16 protein-coding genes are annotated in these 20,096 nt (G+C 35.4%); 6 read left to right on the top strand and 10 right to left on the bottom strand.

Going from position 1 to position 20,096, the window contains the following annotated elements:
- Positions 1 to 94: 94 nt before the first annotated feature.
- The 6 genes from ACEE93_RS02390 to ACEE93_RS02365 all read right to left on the bottom strand — a co-directional run bounded on the left by ACEE93_RS02390 (position 95) and on the right by ACEE93_RS02365 (position 7,810).
- Positions 95 to 1,453 (bottom strand): TrkH family potassium uptake protein, encoded by a 1,359-nt coding sequence (locus ACEE93_RS02390; protein WP_449154751.1) that lies wholly within the window; start codon positions 1,451 to 1,453, stop codon positions 95 to 97.
- A 16-nt stretch (positions 1,454 to 1,469) separates the two neighbouring features.
- Positions 1,470 to 3,116: a trypsin-like peptidase domain-containing protein gene (locus ACEE93_RS02385; protein WP_449156367.1), complete on the bottom strand. Its 1,647-nt coding sequence runs from the start codon at positions 3,114 to 3,116 to the stop codon at positions 1,470 to 1,472.
- Positions 3,117 to 3,365: 249 nt separating this feature from the next.
- Positions 3,366 to 4,172, bottom strand: coding sequence for a TerC family protein (locus ACEE93_RS02380; protein WP_449154750.1), 807 nt, complete (start codon positions 4,170 to 4,172; stop codon positions 3,366 to 3,368).
- A gap of 337 nt (positions 4,173 to 4,509) precedes the next feature.
- Positions 4,510 to 6,072, bottom strand: coding sequence for a peptide chain release factor 3 (locus ACEE93_RS02375; RefSeq protein WP_449154749.1), 1,563 nt, complete (start codon positions 6,070 to 6,072; stop codon positions 4,510 to 4,512).
- Positions 6,073 to 6,090: 18 nt separating this feature from the next.
- The gene (locus tag ACEE93_RS02370) at positions 6,091 to 6,330 is read right to left on the bottom strand and encodes a YueH family protein (protein ID WP_449154748.1); all 240 of its coding nucleotides are present in this window, start codon (positions 6,328 to 6,330) and stop codon (positions 6,091 to 6,093) included.
- A complete protein-coding gene (locus tag ACEE93_RS02365) occupies positions 6,320 to 7,810 on the bottom strand; it encodes a UDP-N-acetylmuramoyl-L-alanyl-D-glutamate--L-lysine ligase (protein ID WP_449156366.1) in 1,491 nt (496 codons plus the stop codon). Before ACEE93_RS02365 ends, ACEE93_RS02370 begins: the two co-directional genes overlap by 11 nt.
- 490 nt (positions 7,811 to 8,300) lie before the next feature.
- On the opposite strand from ACEE93_RS02365, the gene ACEE93_RS02360 reads away from it, so the two are divergent.
- The 5 genes from ACEE93_RS02360 to ACEE93_RS02340 all read left to right on the top strand — a co-directional run bounded on the left by ACEE93_RS02360 (position 8,301) and on the right by ACEE93_RS02340 (position 14,361).
- On the top strand, positions 8,301 to 9,476 hold the full coding sequence (locus ACEE93_RS02360; RefSeq protein ID WP_449154746.1) for a diglucosyl diacylglycerol synthase: 1,176 nt from the start codon (positions 8,301 to 8,303) through the stop codon (positions 9,474 to 9,476).
- Positions 9,454 to 10,647 carry a lipoteichoic acid biosynthesis MFS flippase LtaA gene (gene ltaA / locus ACEE93_RS02355; protein WP_449154745.1) on the top strand — a complete coding sequence of 398 codons (1,194 nt, stop codon included), beginning with the start codon at positions 9,454 to 9,456 and terminating at the stop codon, positions 10,645 to 10,647. Before ACEE93_RS02360 ends, ltaA begins: the two co-directional genes overlap by 23 nt.
- 240 nt (positions 10,648 to 10,887) lie before the next feature.
- On the top strand, positions 10,888 to 12,369 hold the full coding sequence (locus ACEE93_RS02350; RefSeq protein ID WP_449154744.1) for an arylsulfatase: 1,482 nt from the start codon (positions 10,888 to 10,890) through the stop codon (positions 12,367 to 12,369).
- 203 nt (positions 12,370 to 12,572) lie between these two features.
- Entirely contained in the window at positions 12,573 to 13,481 is a 909-nt protein-coding gene (locus ACEE93_RS02345) for a PTS mannose/fructose/sorbose/N-acetylgalactosamine transporter subunit IIC (protein WP_449154743.1), read from the top strand.
- Complete coding sequence (locus tag ACEE93_RS02340; protein WP_449154742.1) at positions 13,468 to 14,361, top strand: PTS system mannose/fructose/sorbose family transporter subunit IID; 894 nt, start codon at positions 13,468 to 13,470, stop codon at positions 14,359 to 14,361. The genes ACEE93_RS02345 and ACEE93_RS02340 overlap by 14 nt, the downstream gene beginning before the upstream one ends.
- Before the next feature lie 78 nt (positions 14,362 to 14,439).
- Here ACEE93_RS02340 and ACEE93_RS02335 read toward each other — a convergent pair whose 3' ends face one another.
- The 3 genes from ACEE93_RS02335 to ACEE93_RS02325 form a co-directional block, all read right to left on the bottom strand.
- On the bottom strand, positions 14,440 to 14,949 hold the full coding sequence (locus tag ACEE93_RS02335; RefSeq protein WP_449154741.1) for a 2'-5' RNA ligase family protein: 510 nt from the start codon (positions 14,947 to 14,949) through the stop codon (positions 14,440 to 14,442).
- Between the two features lie 49 nt (positions 14,950 to 14,998).
- Positions 14,999 to 15,736, bottom strand: coding sequence for an esterase family protein (locus ACEE93_RS02330; protein ID WP_449156365.1), 738 nt, complete (start codon positions 15,734 to 15,736; stop codon positions 14,999 to 15,001).
- Positions 15,737 to 15,816: 80 nt separating this feature from the next.
- Positions 15,817 to 17,394 (bottom strand): alanine/glycine:cation symporter family protein, encoded by a 1,578-nt coding sequence (locus ACEE93_RS02325; RefSeq protein WP_449156364.1) that lies wholly within the window; start codon positions 17,392 to 17,394, stop codon positions 15,817 to 15,819.
- A gap of 188 nt (positions 17,395 to 17,582) precedes the next feature.
- Between ACEE93_RS02325 and cozEa the strand changes: the two genes are divergently transcribed.
- A complete protein-coding gene (cozEa, locus tag ACEE93_RS02320; protein WP_449154738.1) occupies positions 17,583 to 18,668 on the top strand; it encodes a lipoteichoic acid biosynthesis protein CozEa in 1,086 nt (361 codons plus the stop codon).
- Positions 18,669 to 18,724: 56 nt separating this feature from the next.
- Here the strand turns inward: cozEa and fabI are convergent, their stop codons facing one another.
- Entirely contained in the window at positions 18,725 to 19,498 is a 774-nt protein-coding gene (gene fabI / locus ACEE93_RS02315) for an enoyl-ACP reductase FabI (RefSeq protein WP_449154737.1), read from the bottom strand.
- Positions 19,499 to 20,096: the final 598 nt, after the last annotated feature.

Below are 20,096 nucleotides of genomic sequence, written 5' to 3'. Positions count from 1 at the left end.
CATATTACTTAAATGACACGTCTATCGATTAAAAATGATTATCATAAAAAAGTGTGAAACGGGAATGTAACCCCATTTCACACTATGGTAATGTCTATCCAATTTGAATACTTTCTTTCGGATAATGGTATTTTGCTGGCTCTCGATTACCACTCATCATAATAATGAAGGAAATTAAACCAACACGTCCGATAAACATCAATACCATTAATACACATTTAGAAACAGAGCTTAAATCGCCTGTTATACCGGTCGATAATCCGCAAGTACCAAATGCCGACATGACTTCAAAGTAAATATTAATAAAAGAAATATCCGCACTTTCGTTGATTAAAATCACAAATGTACCTAAGAATGTTAACACAATCGCAATCGTAAAAACGGCAAATGAGCGTTGTAAATCTTGCACATGAATTTCACGATTAAAGACGCGAATCGCGGATCTTTCAGCATTGGGTTTATAGTTGATAATAAACAATACTATAATCGCAAAAGTCGTTGTGCGTATCCCGCCACCTACCGAACTTGGAGATGACCCAATAAACATGAGTGCTCCCATAAATAAGTTCGTCGCTTCTGAAAATTGCGAGACATCAAAAGTCTGTAATCCTGCACTTCTTGTAGTTACAGACTGGAACATACTATAGAACAGTGTTTTATGCCAGGTTTCACCCGCGAAAACACCCTTCCCTTCAAGAAATAAAATACCTATAATACCCGCAATTAAAATAATTAAATAGGTGACTGTGGTCACTTTCGTAAATAATGTAAATCTAAAGTTAGGTACCCGATTTTTAATGTAGGCTTTGATTTCTAATAATACAGGAAAACCAATAGAACCGAGCACAATTAAAAACATGACAATCGTTTGAACAAAATAATCACTGGCATATGGAATAAGTGAGTCCCCTGTAATATCTAAACCACCATTTGTCGTCGCAGAAATAGAGACAAATACACCTTGGAGAACAGCTTGTTTAATATTATGTAAATCTTGATAAAAATAAAATGTTAAAAATAATGCACCAACAAATTCAATGACTAAAATCGTTCTTACAATATCGATAATCAATTTAACTGTACCGCTCATTGAATTTTTATTGTTATCTAACATAATCAACTGGCGCTCTCGAATGCCAATGCGTTTACCGAGCACGACCCATAGCAATGTACCTATTGCCATGACGCCGATACCACCAATATTTAAAATAATTAATATGATGACATAACCAAAGGCATTGTATGTTTCTGAAATATTAACAGGAGTCAGTCCTGTCACACTCACACCAGATACAGCTACAAATAATGTGTCGATTGGTTTTATAGAGATGCCAGGTTTATGTATCCCTGGTAAATTAAGTAATAAAAATGCACCGACAATCGCAGCAATGTAATATAATACAATTCCTTGTTGAGGACTTGCTTTTTTTAGGAGTTGCTTAACGAACGACAATCCTCTCACCCTCACATTATTTCAATTTAAATGAGATTTCTTTTTCCTGACCTGCTCTTAATACTTTTAATTTAACGGGTTGTTGTTTTTGAGTGTGTCGAAATATCTTTTGTCTATATTCCAACGCGTTTTGAATGGACTTACCATCTACTGCTATGATGACATCACCAATTTTTAAATCACTATTTTGTGCTGGACTGTTGTCCTTCATATTTAATACAACAGCACCTTTATCAAGTTGATTATCTATAGTGTAATTCTGTTTTGTGTTTTCATCAATATCAGTAACATTTTGAAGTTGAATCTGTGTATTTGGATGATTAATCTCTCCATCTTTTTCAAGTAGTTTAGCCACTTTTACAGCCTCATTGATTGGAATGCCAAAAGCCATATTTTCTACATTAGGCATACTAATTTTTAACGAAGCAATACCAATTAATTGGCCATTTTGATCAACAATTGCACCGCCTGAATCGCCGGGATTAATGGGCGCATCTACTTGAAAAGAATGCATTAATATATCATAGCGGTTATCTTTATCAATATCAACTGGTACATTTCGATCTAAACCAGAAACGATGCCCTCTCCTACTGTATTTTGAAAATCTAAACTTATAGGGTTCCCAACGACAATTACAGGTTCGCCTAGCGTCAGTTGACTAGAATCACCTAGTTTGAATGGTTGTAATTTATCATTTTTAGGCTTTTTCACTGTTAATACCGCGATATCTGTCCAAGGATCTGTACCAATTACTTTTCCCGTTACTTTATGCGTTTTATCATATGTTAGTTCATGTGTTTTTCGATCCCCTACAACATGAGCATTTGTCAAAATATAAAGAATGTCGTCTACTTCTTTGTAGACGACACCAGAGCCACTATCATTTTCTTTTTGAGTTTGTGCTTCAACATCATCAACCGTTTTAGGAGTGTTTGTTGTATTATTTTCAATTGAGACGACAGACTTCACAGCTGCATTTGCATTTTTCATGGTTGTCGTTTCTGTTTTATTTTGTGCCTGTGCTGTGTCTGTAGTATCTTTATCACTTTTGTTTACGTTATTAAAAATAGCAAAAAGTAAAATAATAATAAGTAAAGCAGCTAAAACAATCAAAATCTTCGCCCATTCTTTACTAATAAAAGCAGTGATTTTTGTAGTCCAATCTTGACGATTAGAGTATTGATGAATAGGTTCTGATGTTTTATCCGTTTCAGATGCTTGTGTTTCATCATCAACATTTTCTGTCGACTCTGTTTGTTTAGCCTTTTCATGATTAAGCTGTTGAGATTGTTGAATATGTTGTGCTTGTTGTTTGTATAAATCATGCTGTAATCGTGATTCTTTTTTGGCTTCTTCAGATTGTTTATTTTGTGTCGATGCAGTATCTTCATCACCAAATAATTGTGCTAGTAATGATTTATCTTGTGTTGATTTTCCTTTTTCATATTCATCATGTGTGATTTTTTCAACACGTGCTTTTCGTAAATTATCTTTAACACGTTCTGCATTATTTTTTTCTTGTGCGCGCTCTTTTTCAGCTTTTAGCGCTTCAGCCTCTTTTTGAGCTTGAATACGCTGTTCACGCTCTTCATTATGAAAAAACTCTCGGCGTTTTCTTTTATATTGTCGCCTTGGAATCACATGTTTTTTGTCATTCGTCATCACATGGTCCCTCCTCTAGCTATCTTTCTTTCTATTATGACATATCATGGTGCAAATTTCTGTAATTTTTTTCTATAAAACGAAAAACTTCTCGTATCATACTCACAATTTTTAAAAACTGTAAGTATTATGATATGACACGATTTGATCGTTTTTAATCATTGCCACCTTATCAACCTATATCACTAAAAATGCTCTGAGAAACAACCATCGGAATCTCAGAGCATGTTATATCATTACTATTTTTAATTATGATGAATGATCTTTCTTTTTGTTCTGGATAACTGAAGTAAACCAACCTATTAATACAAGGCCAATCATAACAGCCCAGAAAATAATTTGCCATATCGCTGAGTGTGGGAAGTCTTCTGGAATTAAGCCCACATCTTCATGAGCAAGTACTAACACAACCAACTTAATACCTACCCAACCTACAATGGCAAAGGCAGCAACTTCTAAACCAGGATACTTATTAAGTAATTCCACAAAGAATGTTGCAGCAAAACGCATCAGTATGACACCAATGAGACCACCTATTAGCATTACTAAAAATTGGCCTAAATCCATACCGCCAAAATGAATACCTACAGCAGGTAATGTAACAGCAATGGCTAGAGCAGCTAGCATAGAATCAATAGCGAATGCAATGTCCGCAAATTCTACCTTAGCCACTGTAAACCAGAATGATTTAGCGTCAACTTCTTTTTCTTCACCTGATTCGTCATAGTGATGATCATCATTATCAGGTTGTGACTCATGTTCATCTTTATGTTTAAAAAAGTCATATAAGTTCTTACCAGACATATATAATAAATAAATTGCACCAATGGCTTGAATCCACCAGAAATTAGCTAAAATACTAATTAAGAATAACGCGATAAAGCGAAATACGAAAGCACCTAATAAACCGTAAAATAAAGCTTTTTTACGTTGTTTAGGTGGTAAATGTTTGACCATGACAGCCATTACAATTGCGTTGTCAGCAGCAAGCAAACCTTCTAAAAAGGCCAGTACTAAAACAACCCAACCATACGATAACAATAAACTCGGATCCATCTACTATTCAACTCCTTATTTTTAAACAGGACATAGATTGTTATTAATTCCAATGAAAACATTAAAATAGAACGCTATCAAATCTATAACAATCCTTTTTGACATAATTAAAGAGACCTATGCTAACTTATTAGCAAAGGTCTCACTTAGCATAATAGAATGCCCGTTTTACCGGAAGAATCTGCTTCTTCGTAATGACGACAAAACGTTATTAACGTCTCAAACGTTAATCAAGTTACTCCCCTCTGACACACTATGTCATAGGTATTTAATAATGTTATAGACATTATACCCAATATCCTAATATAAAAACAATTATTTATGCTAAATTTCCAAGTTATAAAAGACTATATAATTTAATTTCTGGAAACTTCTCTTCAAACCAGCGTGTCGCAAAATCATTTTCAAATAGGAATACTTTATTATCGTATCGGTCATTTACAAGAATAGAACGACTTGTATTCATTTTTTCTTGAATATCTTCTTCATTTTCAATCCAACGTGCAATTTTCTTACCAACCGGTTCCATCACAACGTCGACATTGTATTCATTTTTGATGCGATGCTCAAATACTTCGAATTGAAGTTGACCCACAGCACCTAAAATGATTTGGTTAGTATGAGGAGATTTATAGTATTGAATCGCGCCTTCTTGCACAAGTTGCTCAATACCTTTATGGAAGTGTTTTTGTTTCATTACATTTTTAGGAGACACTTTCATAAATATTTCTGGTGTAAACTGTGGTAATGCCTTGAAATGGAATTTTTGATTACCACCTACTAATGTATCTCCAATTTGATAATTTCCAGTGTCATATAAACCAATAATGTCTCCTCCAACCGCATGATTGACTGTTTCTTTGTCATCAGCCATAAAGCTTGTCGAACGTGTAATTTTTTGACTTTTACCCGTGCGCTGTAATTTCACATTCATTCCACGTTCAAAAGCACCACTGACCACACGCATAAAAGCAATACGGTCGCGATGTTTAGGGTCCATGTTAGCTTGAATTTTAAAGATAAATCCTGAAAACGTCTCATCAAATGGACTTACATCGATATCTTCTTCTGTTTGGCGAGAATGAGGCATAGGTGCATAATCCACATAAGCATTTAAAAAGTTTTGTACACCAAAGTTTGCCAGTGCTGAGCCGAAAAATACAGGGGTTAAATCACCTTGCATTAAGGCATCTACATCAAAATCTTCCCCCGCTTCTTCAACAAGCATTAATTCCTCAATAGCTTGTTCAAAAGCACTGTCATCTGATATTGGATGTGACTCTTCTAATTCGAAATCATCATTAATGTGTAACACATTTTCTTCATCACGAAATGGCTCGATCGTACGTGTTTTTCGATCGATAATGCCGAAGAAGTTTTGACCCATACCTACTGGCCAGTTCATCGGATAAGTTTCAATACCTAATGTAGATTCAATTTCATCTAGTAATTCAAAAGGCTCTTTACCTACACGGTCTAATTTATTAATAAAGGTAAAGATTGGAATACCTCTCATTTTACATACTTTGAACAGTTTTAAAGTTTGTGGTTCAATCCCTTTGGCACAGTCAATGACCATGACTGCACTGTCCACAGCCATTAGTGTACGATACGTATCTTCTGAAAAGTCCTCGTGTCCGGGTGTATCTAAAATATTAATTTTATAGTTATCATAATCGAATTGCATAACTGAACTTGTTACGGAAATACCACGTTCTTGTTCCACTTTCATCCAGTCACTTGTCGCAAATTTCCCTGTTTTTTTACCTTTAACTGTTCCAGCTTCACGAATAACGCCACTAAAATACAGTAATTTCTCAGTTAAAGTGGTTTTCCCCGCATCCGGGTGTGAAATAATCGCAAACGTTTTACGCGATTCAACTTCCTTCTTTATGCTCATATATACGCTCCTTTAAATTTAAACTTCTTGTATCCATTGTGTAATTCTTAAAGCTAACTCATGTGCTTCTTTTTCATCTAAATTATTATATAAATGAATCATCAGTTGATCCGTTAATGCTTCACCATATACTTCATCATCAATTGCCATTGACCAAAATATATCAGGAATGGACACGACAATATAACCCTCTTTTTGGTTATGATATAAGAATACTTTGGCTGAAAAACTTTCAGAATGACTCTCTCTAATCTTCATTGTGCTCGCCTCCTCCAAATTTTTGGTATGCCGCTTCTAATCCGATTAAATCATCGCGGTGAGGCACCTTTACGTGACCTGGCATAATTTGATAAGGTTCTCTACCTTTAGAAGCCAGTACCACTGTATCCCCTGGTTCTGCTACATCGATCGCATGACGAATACCTTCAGCGCGATCAGTATATTCGACATAGTTTTGATGTGTCGCACCTTTAGCAAGTTCTGCCGTTAACATTTTTGGGTCATCATTAGCTGGATTATCTGGTGTGAAAATGACATAATCTGCTCTTGATGCGATACGACCCATTTCTGGGGTTTTTGTTAAATCTCTTTCGCCAGCCATACCGACAAGAAAAATTAATTTTTGCTTTACGAAAGGTTTAACAGCATCGATTAACTTGTCCATGCCATCCGCGGTATGCGCATAATCTATAATTAAATCAATCGGTAGTTTAGGATCAAGCACCTCTAAACGTCCTTCAACAGGTTCTAAATCTTTTACCACATTGATAATCTCTTCCATTGAAGCACCTTTAACCCATACACCTAAAATAGCGGCCATAATATTTGAAATATTGAAGCGACCAACATAAGGTGACTTCACTGGGAATGTACCAAACGGCGTTTCAAAATCAAACGACACCCCTTGTAAAGATTCTTTAATATTTCGTGCTGTAAATTGCGCCTCTGTCTCGATTCCATAAGTCAATGTTTCAAAAGGCGTCACACTTTTTAAATATGTAGAAAAGTCATCATCATTATTAATAATGGCATATTTATCTTTAGTCAAATCTTGACCTAATTGACTAAATAATAATGATTTTGCATGACCATATGCTTCCATTGTGCCATGAAAATCTAAATGATCTTGCGTTAAATTTGAAAAGATAGCGACATCAAATTCCACACCACTTAATCGTCCTAATGCTAAACCATGTGAGGACACCTCTAAAGTCATAGCCTCAGCATGTGCTTCTACCGCTTCGTGGATTTTTTTCGTTAATGAGACGGTTTCGGGCGTAGTATTTTCTCCTTTTGTAATGGTTTCATTTAATTGAAAGCCATTTGTTCCTAAATAGGCACTCCCTTTACCTAAGTGGCGATAAATGTGATGGATCATCGTAGCAATAGATGTCTTACCATTTGTTCCAGTCACACCAATGGTCGTTAATTGTTGACTTGGAAAATGATATAAACGATGAGCAAGATGACTGGCCACTTTTAAAGTATCAGGGACAATCACTTGCGTAACCTTAGCGGCATCTACGTCCATTTGTCGATTCACAACAACGACTTCACACCCTTGTTCAATCACATTGTCTACAAAACGATGGCTATCTACTGTATAACCTTTAGAAGCGACAAAGATGCTTCCCTTTTGTGCTGTACGTGAATCCGTTGTAATAGATTCAATCGTTTTATCCAAATTCCCTATCACTTGTTTAATTAATATATGATCAAATAATTGTTGAGCGTTCACACGTATCTCTCCTTTATAGTACACTCGTATATTATACACTTTTTGCTCTAAATGATACAAAGCATCATCTCATTTTTTATAAGATAGCCTCATTTCAAAATATGAAAATTTTTGATTATCCCCTTACAAATACATACCAAATTCTCTGCTAAAAATAACATTTAAACGATATGAATCAAATACAACTTTTTGAAGTGTTCTAGCAAAATATATTTCTTTAAGTTATTTGTTGTATCCATATCTATATTATATTAAGATGATAGAATGAATAAACGCATACTAATAGGGAAAAGATTAAATATTAGATATGCCTAATCCTACAATGACCATTATGATTGGATTGAGGGCATATAGATATTTACAAAACACATATTACCTTAACATTATTTAATTTTTAATAAGATTTAAAAAGGACCTTTTACCGACAAATAGATTACGGTACACTAGCCTTGAATTGATGATGCTGAAATGGATATGGAGGGTGGCGCACATGGCAGCTGAAAAGAAGAAAATTTTGATTATTACCGGATCATTTGGTAATGGTCACATTCAAGTCACAAATAGTATTGTTGAACAATTAAATCATATGAATTTGGATCACCTTACAGTTATTCAACACGATTTATTTTTGGAAGCACATCCTATTGTAACAACGATTTGTAAAAAATGGTATATCAATAGCTTTAAGTACTTCCGAAATATGTACAAAGCTTTTTATTATAGCCGCCCGAATCAATTAGATAAATGCTTTTATAAATACTTTGGCCTTAATAAATTGTTAAATCTACTGATTAAAGAGAAACCAGATTTGATTTTATTGACTTTCCCAACACCAGTCATGTCAGTTTTAACAGAGCAATTTAAAATGAATATTCCGATTGCTACAGTGATGACTGATTATCGCTTACATAAAAACTGGATTACACCTTTTTCAGAGCGATATTATCTGGCAACAGAGGATTTAAAAGAAGAATTTGCGGCTACAGGTATTCCTCGTCATAAACTTAAAGTGACAGGTATCCCTATTTCTGAACGATTTGAAACGCCTATTGATCGGACTTCATGGTTAACTCAAAATGGCTTAGACCCAGAAAAACAAACGATTTTAATGTCCGCTGGCGCTTTCGGTGTTTCAAAAGGGTTCGATAAAATGATTCAACGTATGATTGAAGATAGTCCTAACGCACAAGTTGTCATGATTTGTGGTCGCAATAAAGGATTAAAACGACAATTATCGGCTACATTTAAACATCAACCACGCGTACTCATCTTAGGTTATACAGAGCACATGAATGAATGGATGGCATCCAGTCAACTTATGCTTACCAAACCAGGCGGTATTACTATTTCTGAAGCTTTCACACGTAAAGTACCGATGATATTTCTTAATCCAGCACCTGGTCAAGAACTGGAAAATGCTTACTATTTTGAAGCAAAAGGCTTTGGCAGAATTGCCAATACTCCTTCAGAAGCTATTGATATCGTTAGCGAATTAACAAGCCATCCCGAATTAATTCAAGACATGGTTACTCATTTATCTGAATCACGTATTACGCACGCTACTCAAAGATTATGTAATGACTTATTAGATTTATTACACGATGCATCTCGATACGAAAAAGTTTACGGAAAGGTTCCTTTATATGCCAAATTACTCGTCAAATAACAATCACTATCAAAAAAGTTTTTACATCATGCTTGTCATCTTATTTTTGATGGAATTTGCGCGAGGCATGTATGTGCTAAGTTATCTTACTATTCTACCGACAGCCACTTCAATAGCTGTCGGTATTACTTCCGCTGCAATTTCAATTCATTTCGTTTCAGATGCTTTATCTAACTTTGTTATTGGTTTTATTTTAAAACGTTTAGGACCTAAAATTGTATTAACATTAGGATTTTTACTTGCTTTGGCGAGTTTAATACTCGTTATTCTATTCCCATTATCCCCGATTATTTTAATTGCAAGTGCGATTATGTTGGGGATTGCAGTATGTCCAATATGGGTCATTATGCTTGCGAGTGTTGAAGAATCTTCACGTGGGAAACAAATGGGCTATGTCTACTTTTCATGGTTAGCTGGTTTAATTATCGGAATGATTAGTATGAATCTCATTTTTAGAATCCACCCTACTAATTACAACTTTTTAATGGCATTATGTGTCGGTATTGCCTTTGTGTTATATTTCTTTGTTAAGATAAAACTCACTTCTTACAATACTAAATCTGTCCGCCAACAGTTAACTCAAATTGTTAGTGTGACACGGCGTCATTTAATTTTATTTCCCGGGATATTAATTCAAGGGATTGCCATTAGTGCATTGATTCCAGTTTTACCACAGTATGCTTTAAATATAGTAGGTGTTTCTACCATTGAATATACTGTTGCGTTAATTATCGGTGCCTTAGGTTGCGCATGCTCCATGCTGTTTTTATCTAAATTAATCGATAAACATTCTGTACACTTTATGTATTGGGTTATATTTATTGGATTCATTCTATATGGTAGCTCAATTTTCTCTTTAACTTTAATCACTCAAATGGCTATTGTGGGCATCATCGCGTTTTTAATTGGTTTACTGTATGGTTTACTATTACCAGCATGGAATACGTTTATGGCAGGATTCATCAATGTCAACGAACAAGAAGAAACATGGGGTGTATTTAATAGTATCCAAGGGTTTGGTGCCATGATTGGTGCTTTTATTGGAGGCCAAATCTCTCAATTTACAAGTAATCCTATCTTTTCTTTTTATTTTGCGGCATTATTAATTATATTTTTAGCGCTTTTTTATGGTGTCTATTTTTTACTTACCAAACGAAAAGTCTCACATTAATAACGTCAACCGTCAAATTATCATTTGAAATATCGTATGTGCCCTTATTTTTGAGCATATGCGATATTTTTTTATGAACTTGTTATAACTTCTCATAACAAGCTATAATGCGCTAATTTATTGACCTACTTTATATTTAGACCTGTTAGACTTCCCTCAACACTCCCCAACTGGTTATATTGTTATAATAAGTCCAACGTGCTATTTTTAAATTAATAAATCAAGAAAGGAGTCCATTTCATGCAACAACGACCTAACATTATTTTAATTTGTGTCGATCAATTACGTTTTGATACTTTGGGACATCATCACCATCCTGTCGTATCCACTCCGCATTTAGATATGTTTGCTGATCAAGGGTACCATTTTAATCAGATGTACACTTCTGTACCGAGCTGTATCGCATCACGTGCTGCATTAATGACTGGCTTAAACCAAGTCAATCATGGCCGTGTAGGTTATGAAGATAACGTAGATTGGGTATACGATCAATTTATGGCTGATAGTTTTAAAGCAGCAGGCTATCAAACTGAAGCAATTGGTAAACTTCATGTTACGCCTGAACGTAAACGGATTGGCTTTGAACATGTCATGCTTCATGACGGTTATCTCCATGAAGCTAGAAAGTATACCGAACCTTATGGTAAAAATTTTGAATTTGTCGACGATTATCTAGTGTGGTTAAAAGAGCAATTAGGTCATCAAGCCGACCTCACAGATGATGGTCTAGAACCAAACTCATGGGTAGCACGCCCTTGGATGTATGAAGAAAAATATCATCCAACTAATTGGGTAGTGAATGAAGGCATTCGATTTTTACAAAAAAGAGACCCTGAACAACCTTTCTTTTTAAATTTATCGTTTACTCGTCCACACCCACCGCTCAATCCACCACAATACTATTTCGATATGTATATGGATTTAAAAGATGAGTTTCCAGAAATTCAACTAGGTGATTGGAAAGACATTGAAGAAACATTACCGTTTAATATTACTGCTAAAAAAGGACACTATAGTAAGCATGATTTAGATCGTATGCGCGCTGGTTATTATGGAAATATTACGCATATCGATCATCAAATTGGTCGCTTTATGATTGCTTTAAATGAACAACGTATTGCGAAAAATACGCTAATTCTCTTTGTATCTGACCATGGAGATCAACTCGGAGAACACAATTTATTTAGAAAAGCATATCCATATCAAGGTAGTATCCATATTCCAATGATGATTTACGATAAGGGCGACATTTTAAAAGGTACATATAAAGACTTACATCAAATTGCAGAATTAAGAGACATTTATCCAACGCTTTTAGACTTAGCAAATATTGATATTCCTCAACATATCGATGGAAAAAGTTTAAAACCTGCCCTTTACGATGAACATTTTGAAACACGTTCATTTTTACATGGTGAGCATAGCTTTGGTAAAGATTCAAATCAATATATTATTAATGACGAATGGAAATATATTTGGTATCCCGTTAGAGGTATTGAACAACTCTTCAACTACAAAGAAGATCCTCATGAAAAGCATAACTTGATTAACGAAGAGGCTTATCAGTCTATTAAAGAGACACTCAAATCTCATTTAATTGAAGTATTATCAGATCGTGAGGAAGGCTTTGTCAAAAATGGAGAACTTCAAATATTATCTTCTACAAAACCAACACTTGAGCATTTAACGACTAAAATTAACGCATTGCGTTCAAATCAATAATGCTCATTAATATCACTGGCTGGGATAATCAAGAGCACAACAAAACGCATTTTAGCACCCTTTTATCCCAACCTTTTAATGATTAACTCAATGGCTTTGAAATACTGCAGATTTTATTTCAGACCACGAAAATCATCATTTTTACGATGTTATTTACGCTAAAATGTAAGCGTTATCATATTAATTATAAGGGAGTGGAAAGCATGGACATTTTATGGTGGCAAATTTTACTACTTACAATTTATGCTGGAATTCAAATTTTAGATAACCTATCATTTGGATTTTTAGCACAACCGGTTATGGCAGGATTGATTACCGGACTTGTTATGGGAGATGTAACAACCGGCCTCATTATCGGTGGCGGGATGCAATTAACGATTTTAGGTGTAGGTACATTTGGTGGTGCTTCTCATATTGATGCCAACTCTGGTACAGTCTTAGCTGTTGCCTTTTCTGTCGCAATTGGTATGAATCCTCAACAAGCACTCGCTACATTAGGGGTTCCTGTAGCAAGTTTAATGATTCAAACAGATATACTTGCACGTTTCACAAATACATTTTTCGCACATCGTATCGATAGCAAAATTGAAAAGATGGATTACAAAGGCATCGAACGAAACTTTTTATACGGGATGATTCCTTGGTCTCTATCACGTGCCCTACCCGTCTTTTTAGCTTTATCATTTGGTAGCAGTATCGTACGTCCAGTCGTAGATTATTTAAACACTGATTTAAAATGGCTAGGTGACGGTTTAACACTTGCTGGTGCCCTTCTTCCAGCAGTAGGTTTCGCTATTTTACTTAAATACTTACCTTTAAAACGTCATTATCCATACTTTATCCTTGGATTTATTATTACGGCACTATTCGCTTCTATCTACGGTGGATTAACTGGTTTAGGCGAAGCAGTTGCTGGCTTAGATGACAAATTCACAACAGTGTTTAGTCCATTACCAATGTTAGCAGTGGCATTAATTGGTTTCAGTTTAGCCGCATTATCTTATCAACGTAACCAACAAACCGCTTCAAGTACTCAAAGCCGAGGTCAAAATGATACGAATAATCAACAATCTGCAATAGATGAGGGGGAAATTGATGATGACGAACTCTAAAAAAGACAACAAAAAAGATAAATTAACACTTAGCGATCCGTTTCAAGATGAATCACTTAAAGGCACACCACCGAGCACACCGTATCAATTAACTAAAAAAGATTTCCGTCAAATCAACCTCCGAAGTCTATTCTTTTTCCAATGGGGTTGGAACTACGAACGTATGCAAGGGTCTGGTTATCTTTTTACAATTCTCCCACAGTTACGTAAAATTTACGGAGATGACACACCAGAATTAAAAGAAATGATGCGCACCCACGCTCAGTTCTTTAATACAAGTAACTATTTTAACACGATCATTACAGGTATCGACTTAGCCATGGAAGAAGAAGAACAATATCGTTCGAAAGATTCAGTGAAAGGGATTAAAGTTGGTTTAATGGGACCTTTCGCCGCTGTAGGTGACGCCATTTTCGGCTCCCTTGTACCAACCATTTTCGGTGCCATTGCGGCAAATATGGCTTCAGATGGAAATCCATTTGGTATTATCCTTTGGTTCGTTGCTATTTTATTCATTATTGGATTCAGATGGCAACAATTACCATTCGCATATAAAGAAGGTATTTCTCTTGTAACGACGATGCAACACCGTTTAGAATCACTGACAAATGCAGCCACACTCATGGGTGTATTCATGGTTGGCGCACTCGTTGCTACAATGATTCGTGTACAATTCGCCTTTGAACCTACTATTGGGGATGTAACTATTAACTTTAAGGAAAATGCCGATATGATTCTGCCAAAATTATTACCATTAGCAGTTGTATTTGGTGTTTATTGGTTACTAGGACGTAAGAAAATGAATTCTACACGTGCTATCTTCATCGTTATTATTGTAGCTATTATCTTCTCAGCACTCGGTATTATGGAAAAAATATAATAACGTCACTTAACCTAAAAAAAGACGGGTCAATATTGACCCGTCTTTTTGTATAGATATAACGCTTTAAACAACTTTCTAGCTTAAATGATATGTTTCGATTTCTTCCCAACGATCGTCGTCTTCATTAAACTTCATAAGTGATAATACATCAATTGTTTCTTTGTGATCTACTCCTGCTAAGCGAACTTGTCCATAAATATCTTCAAATTCTTGACTTGTTAATCCTTGTGCAATTGTAAAGTGAGGTACAAATGGATGTTCAGCTGTACCATAAAAATCTTCAGTATCAAATCGTTTAAATAAATCATCTAATCCGTCATTTTTTTCGACTTTGAAATAAATCACATTTGTAGTTGGTGCAAAATTAGATGCTTTTGTCGCATGTACGTCGACAGCTTTAGCCCCTTCTAAACGGTTTTGAATTTCTGATTTAACTTTTTCTAAATCTTGATCATCTACTTCGAAATGACCTTTAATCGTAATATGTGGCTTAATTTTAGTAAAGTGTTTGTCATAACGTTTACGATACGCATTGACCTCATCTTGGAAGTCTTTTGATGGAATTAACGCTAATCCTAAAATCATTGAAATTCCTCCTTTGTTTCGTTTATCTTTATTATATCAAAATTTTGAATTATTGGTTACTTAAAAAGTATTTTAATAGTTTAGGTAACTCCTTGCGCCATGTTTTCCAGTTGTGTCCACCGTCTAATTCCTCGTAATAATAAGATAATACAGCCGGCTCGATTAACGCTTTTAGTTGACGGTTCGGTGTTAAAAAGTCAGCTCGTTTGCCATTGGTCGGTAACTCAAAATCATTTTCTTCCTTACCAATCGCATGCCATATTGTTAAGTTTTCTTTGAACTGACAACGATTCAGTAATTGTTCAACGACGTCATCAACATGTGGACTAAACATTCCAACTTGGCTAATGACACGAGGATAAGATAATGCAGTTAATAAAGCGATACTACCTGCTAGACTATCCCCTAATAAGAGACGCGCATTACCAACTTTAAACGTAGAAAAAGTTTGATCAATCCATGGCCAAATCTCCTTCACTACCGTTTGAACAGTTTGAGCCGCAAATTCTCCTTGAGGATGGAATTCTTGCCTTCTTTTTGTCACGCTTTCATAATGAAATCCTATAAAAATGGCACGTTCTACCTCATCTTTTTGTCTTAGACGTTCATATACTCGATGAATTTGTCCAAATCGAAAAAAATCACGCCCGTCAAAACAAAATACAACCTTAGATTTATATAAATCAGAATAATCTTCTGGTAAATAAACAGATAACGTTATTTCTCGACCTAAACTATCACTGTCAAATGTTGTACGTGTCACTTGACCGGGTTTAAAATCAGTCATGTCTTATTGCCCCCTTTGACGAATTATATTTATTGTATCAAGAGTCACGTTACCTGTTAATCCATTAGATTTAATTTTTGTTAGTCTACTTCGTTATAATTTTCTTCTTTTAAACGACGTGGATAGTCTTCTAACCAAAATGTCGCAGTTGGATATTTTTGAGGATCTGGACGATAAATGGCTGTCTTTCCTGTACCATGTTTCTTTTTATGCGCTTCAAAATCTTTTAAAGCACTTAAGGCTGGCTTACACAGAATCCAAATAGCAATAAAGTTGAGCCAAGCCATCATACCTACACCTAAATCACCCATAGCCCATGCCACATCAGCAGTCTTGATGGCACCGTAAGCTGTTGCTGCAATCAAGACAACACGTATGACATTTCGCCACAATTTATTTTGATTCTTTGCTAAACGGTTCGTCATATAACTTACATTCGTTTCCGCGATGTAGTAATAAGCTAAAATTGTCGTAAAGGCAAAGAAAAATAATGCAATCGCAATAAAATAAGAACCAAAACCGGATAAACTTGGATCAAAGTGATAAGTCGAACTGTTAAATGCCTTATCGATTCCAGCTTGAGCATACATCGCAGTACCTGAATAATCCTTTGAACCATCCGCACCTTGTATGTAAATGCCACCATCTCGAATTAAGTTAGGCTCACCATTCGCTGTCGTTGTCCCATCTGTTGTGTTATAAGTTCCTGAAATTAATATAATCAGTGCTGTCGCTGTACAAACAAATAATGTATCCACATAAACCGAAAACGCTTGAACAAGACCTTGTTTTGCTGGATGAGACACTTCAGCCGCCGCTGCAGCATGAGGACCCGTCCCTTGTCCTGCTTCATTTGAATACAATCCGCGTTTAACACCAATCTCAATCATCGCACCGAAGATTCCTCCAAAAGCTGCTTCCATCCCAAAAGCCGATTTGAAAATCAGACCAAATAAGGCTGGCACTTGATCGATATTGAGTAAAATAATCACTACAGCCATTACAATATAAATAATCGCCATAAACGGCACGACTGCTGTTGCAACATTGGCAATCGATTTGATACCACCAAAGATAATTAACGCTAAAATAACAATCAAAACCACAGCAATAATCCAAGTAGGTATGCCGAACGCATTATTCATCGAACTAGCTATGGCATTAGATTGCACACCCGGCAATAACAATCCGACAGAAATAATCGTTACAACCGCAAAAATAAGCCCATAAATCTTGCCGAAACGCCCTTTAATACCATTTTCAATGTAATAAGCAGGACCGCCTCGATACTCTCCATCTTCTTCTTTTTTATAAATTTGCCCCAGTGTCGACTCAATAAATGCTGTACCTGCACCTAAAAATGCAGTGGCCCACATCCAAAATACTGCACCTGGACCCCCAATAAAAATAGCAGTCGATACCCCTACGATATTACCAGTTCCCACTCGTCCTGCGAGTGACAATGCAATCGCCTGAAAACTTGAAATACCAGTTGGTGACTTTTCCCCTTGAAACATTAAACGAATCATTTCTTTAAAGTGTCGTAACTGCAAAAAACGAGTAATCAAACTAAATGCAATACCTGTAATTAATAAACCAAATACCAGCGGCTTACTCCAGACAATATCATTTAACCACCCTACTATCGCTTCTACCATTGACATCTCCCCTTTAGTTTAAAATCCTAATTTTTGAAAATTTTCAGATAAATACGCTATAATTATACACTTGCATTGTGTTCCGCGCAACTCAAAATTGATATATCTTTCATTTTATTCTTTTATCATAAGTTCAGTTAGTCTATACTGTATATATGTATATGAAAAACAGAAAAGGAGGTTTACATATGACGAAAAAAGTTTGGTTTCGAGCGGGAGTAGGATTACTTATTCTATTCTTACTGATCAAACTCTTTTTAGATATTGATCACTTATTCCAACCTATTATTACCATCGTGGCGTCGGTATTTTTTCCTTTATTACTAAGTGGTTTCTTATTTTATATCTGTCTACCATTTCAGAATATACTTGAGAAATGGCATTTTCCACGTTGGGCAAGTATCGTGATTATTTTAGTTGGTTTAACTGCAATACTAGCACTTATTATAGGTATTGTAGGTCCAATTATTGCGTCACAAATTGAAAACTTAATTAATCAACTCCCATACATCCAAAGAGAAACACAAAGTTTTATTAACTTTGCGTTAGAACAGCGTGATCGTTTACCACAACAAGTAACAGATAAAATCAATGAAATGATTAACAATATGGGATCAATGGCTACAAGTCTTTTATCAAACTCTTTAAACATTGTCACGAGCATTATTTCAACTTTGTTCTTATTAGTCTTAGTACCATTCTTCTTAATATACATGTTGAAAGATCATGAACGTTTTATTCCAGCAGTTGCTCAAATTTTTAATGGTGAACGTAAAATTTTTGTAGTGAACTTACTTAAAGATTTAAATCATACCTTAAAATCTTACATTCAAGGGCAAGTAACAGTCAGCCTAATCTTAGGTGTCATTTTATTTATTGGTTATTCAATTATTGGTTTAGATTATACTGTTTTACTTGTGTTATTTGCTTGTATTGCCAACATGATTCCGTTCTTAGGACCTTGGATGGCATTCTTACCAGCAGGTATTTTAGGTTTAATTCAAAGCCCATCTACTTTCATATGGGTATGTATTATCACACTGATCGCACAACAACTTGAAGGTAATGTCATTACACCAAATGTAATGGGTAAATCATTAAATATTCACCCACTTACAATTATCGTTGTTATTTTAGCTTCAGGTAGTTTAGGCGGATTTGTTTTAATTTTAGTCGCAGTTCCATTATACGCTGTATTAAAAACAATCGTGAAAAACATCTTCAAATATCGTCATCAGATTATGATTGCAGCTCAAAAAGAAGTAGACGATTGACCATATTCGCATAAAAAAACTGGTTTGAGCATACTCAAACCAGTTTTTTTGATCTCTTAACGAATTGCATGGAATCCAGCATCCACGTGGATATTTTCACCAGTTACACCTGATGCGAAATCACTTAATAAGTAAGCAGCTGTTTTACCTACTTCCTCTTGATCAACATTACGTTGTAACGGTGAACGTTCTTCAATTTCTTTTAGAATTGATGTGAAGTTACCAACACCACGTGCACTTAACGTACGAATTGGACCAGCTGAAATCGCATTAACACGGATATTATCTTGACCTAAATCAGCAGCTAAGTATTTAACAGAAGCTTCTAAGCTCGCTTTTGCAATACCCATTACATTGTAGTTAGGCACAGCGGCTTCCCCACCAATATATGTTGAAGTTACAATACTACCGCCATTTTCATTCATAATTTTACGAGCTTCACGCGCTACGATTGTTAAAGAGTATGAACTAATATCTTGTGCAAGTAAGAAACCATCACGAGATGTTTCTGAATAACGACCACGTAACTCTTCTACACGTGCAAACGCAATAGAATGGAAAACTCCGTCAATTTTACCTACATCTTGACCAATTTTTTCAAAACCATTGATAACATCTTCATCGTTTTGAACATCAATTTGGTAAACATGTTTTTCACTTTGGTTTAATTGATCAATTAGCTTATCTAACTCTTTAAAACTTCTCTCTTTACGATATGTAAATACTAATTTAGCACCAAGCTCATCTAAAACTTTCGCCACACCAAACGCAATACTTCTTTTATTGGCAATACCCATAATCACATACGTTTTATTCTCAAGATTAATCACACTAAACTCTCCTTTTTCATTTAATTAATCATCAACTTATTTTAACATTACCCATTAAAAACCTACAAACAAAAACAAAAGGTGGAAGAAAGCGGTTAGAAATTGAACAGAATCAAGCAAGAAGTGAAGATTGACCTTTAATCTTTGCGCCTTGCGTAGTTCTGTTGAAATTTCTGCTTTCTGGAGCCGGATTAAACAAAGTGTGGAAGAAAGCAGTTAGAACTCGAGCAAAATCGAGCGCTGAACTCAAACCGTTCTTTGGTTTGAGTGAGGCGACTCATTTTGTTGAGAGTTTTGCAACGCGAAAACGGATTAAATAAAAGGTGGACAATTGCGGTCAGGGTTCGATGTGATTACGTGCACTTTGAGCGAAGTAATTTAGTGCACGTTATGCATGCGAATGACAATGAGCAAGCGAACCTTTTTCTTAAAAAGAAAATCGTTCTTTGATTTTTGCGCGTCACGTAGTATTATCGAGAACCCTGCAATTGGGAGCCGGATTATAAACAAAGTGTGGAGCGTTGCGGTCAGAACCCGAGCAAAATCGAGCACTGAACTCAAAACTGTAAATTTTAAATGGTTTCGTTATTGCTCGCGT

The sequence above is a fragment of the Staphylococcus sp. 11262D007BW genome (genome assembly GCF_053547815.1).
The sequence above is the reverse complement of the archived record's forward strand: the minus strand, read 5'-3'. Positions and strand labels throughout refer to the sequence as shown.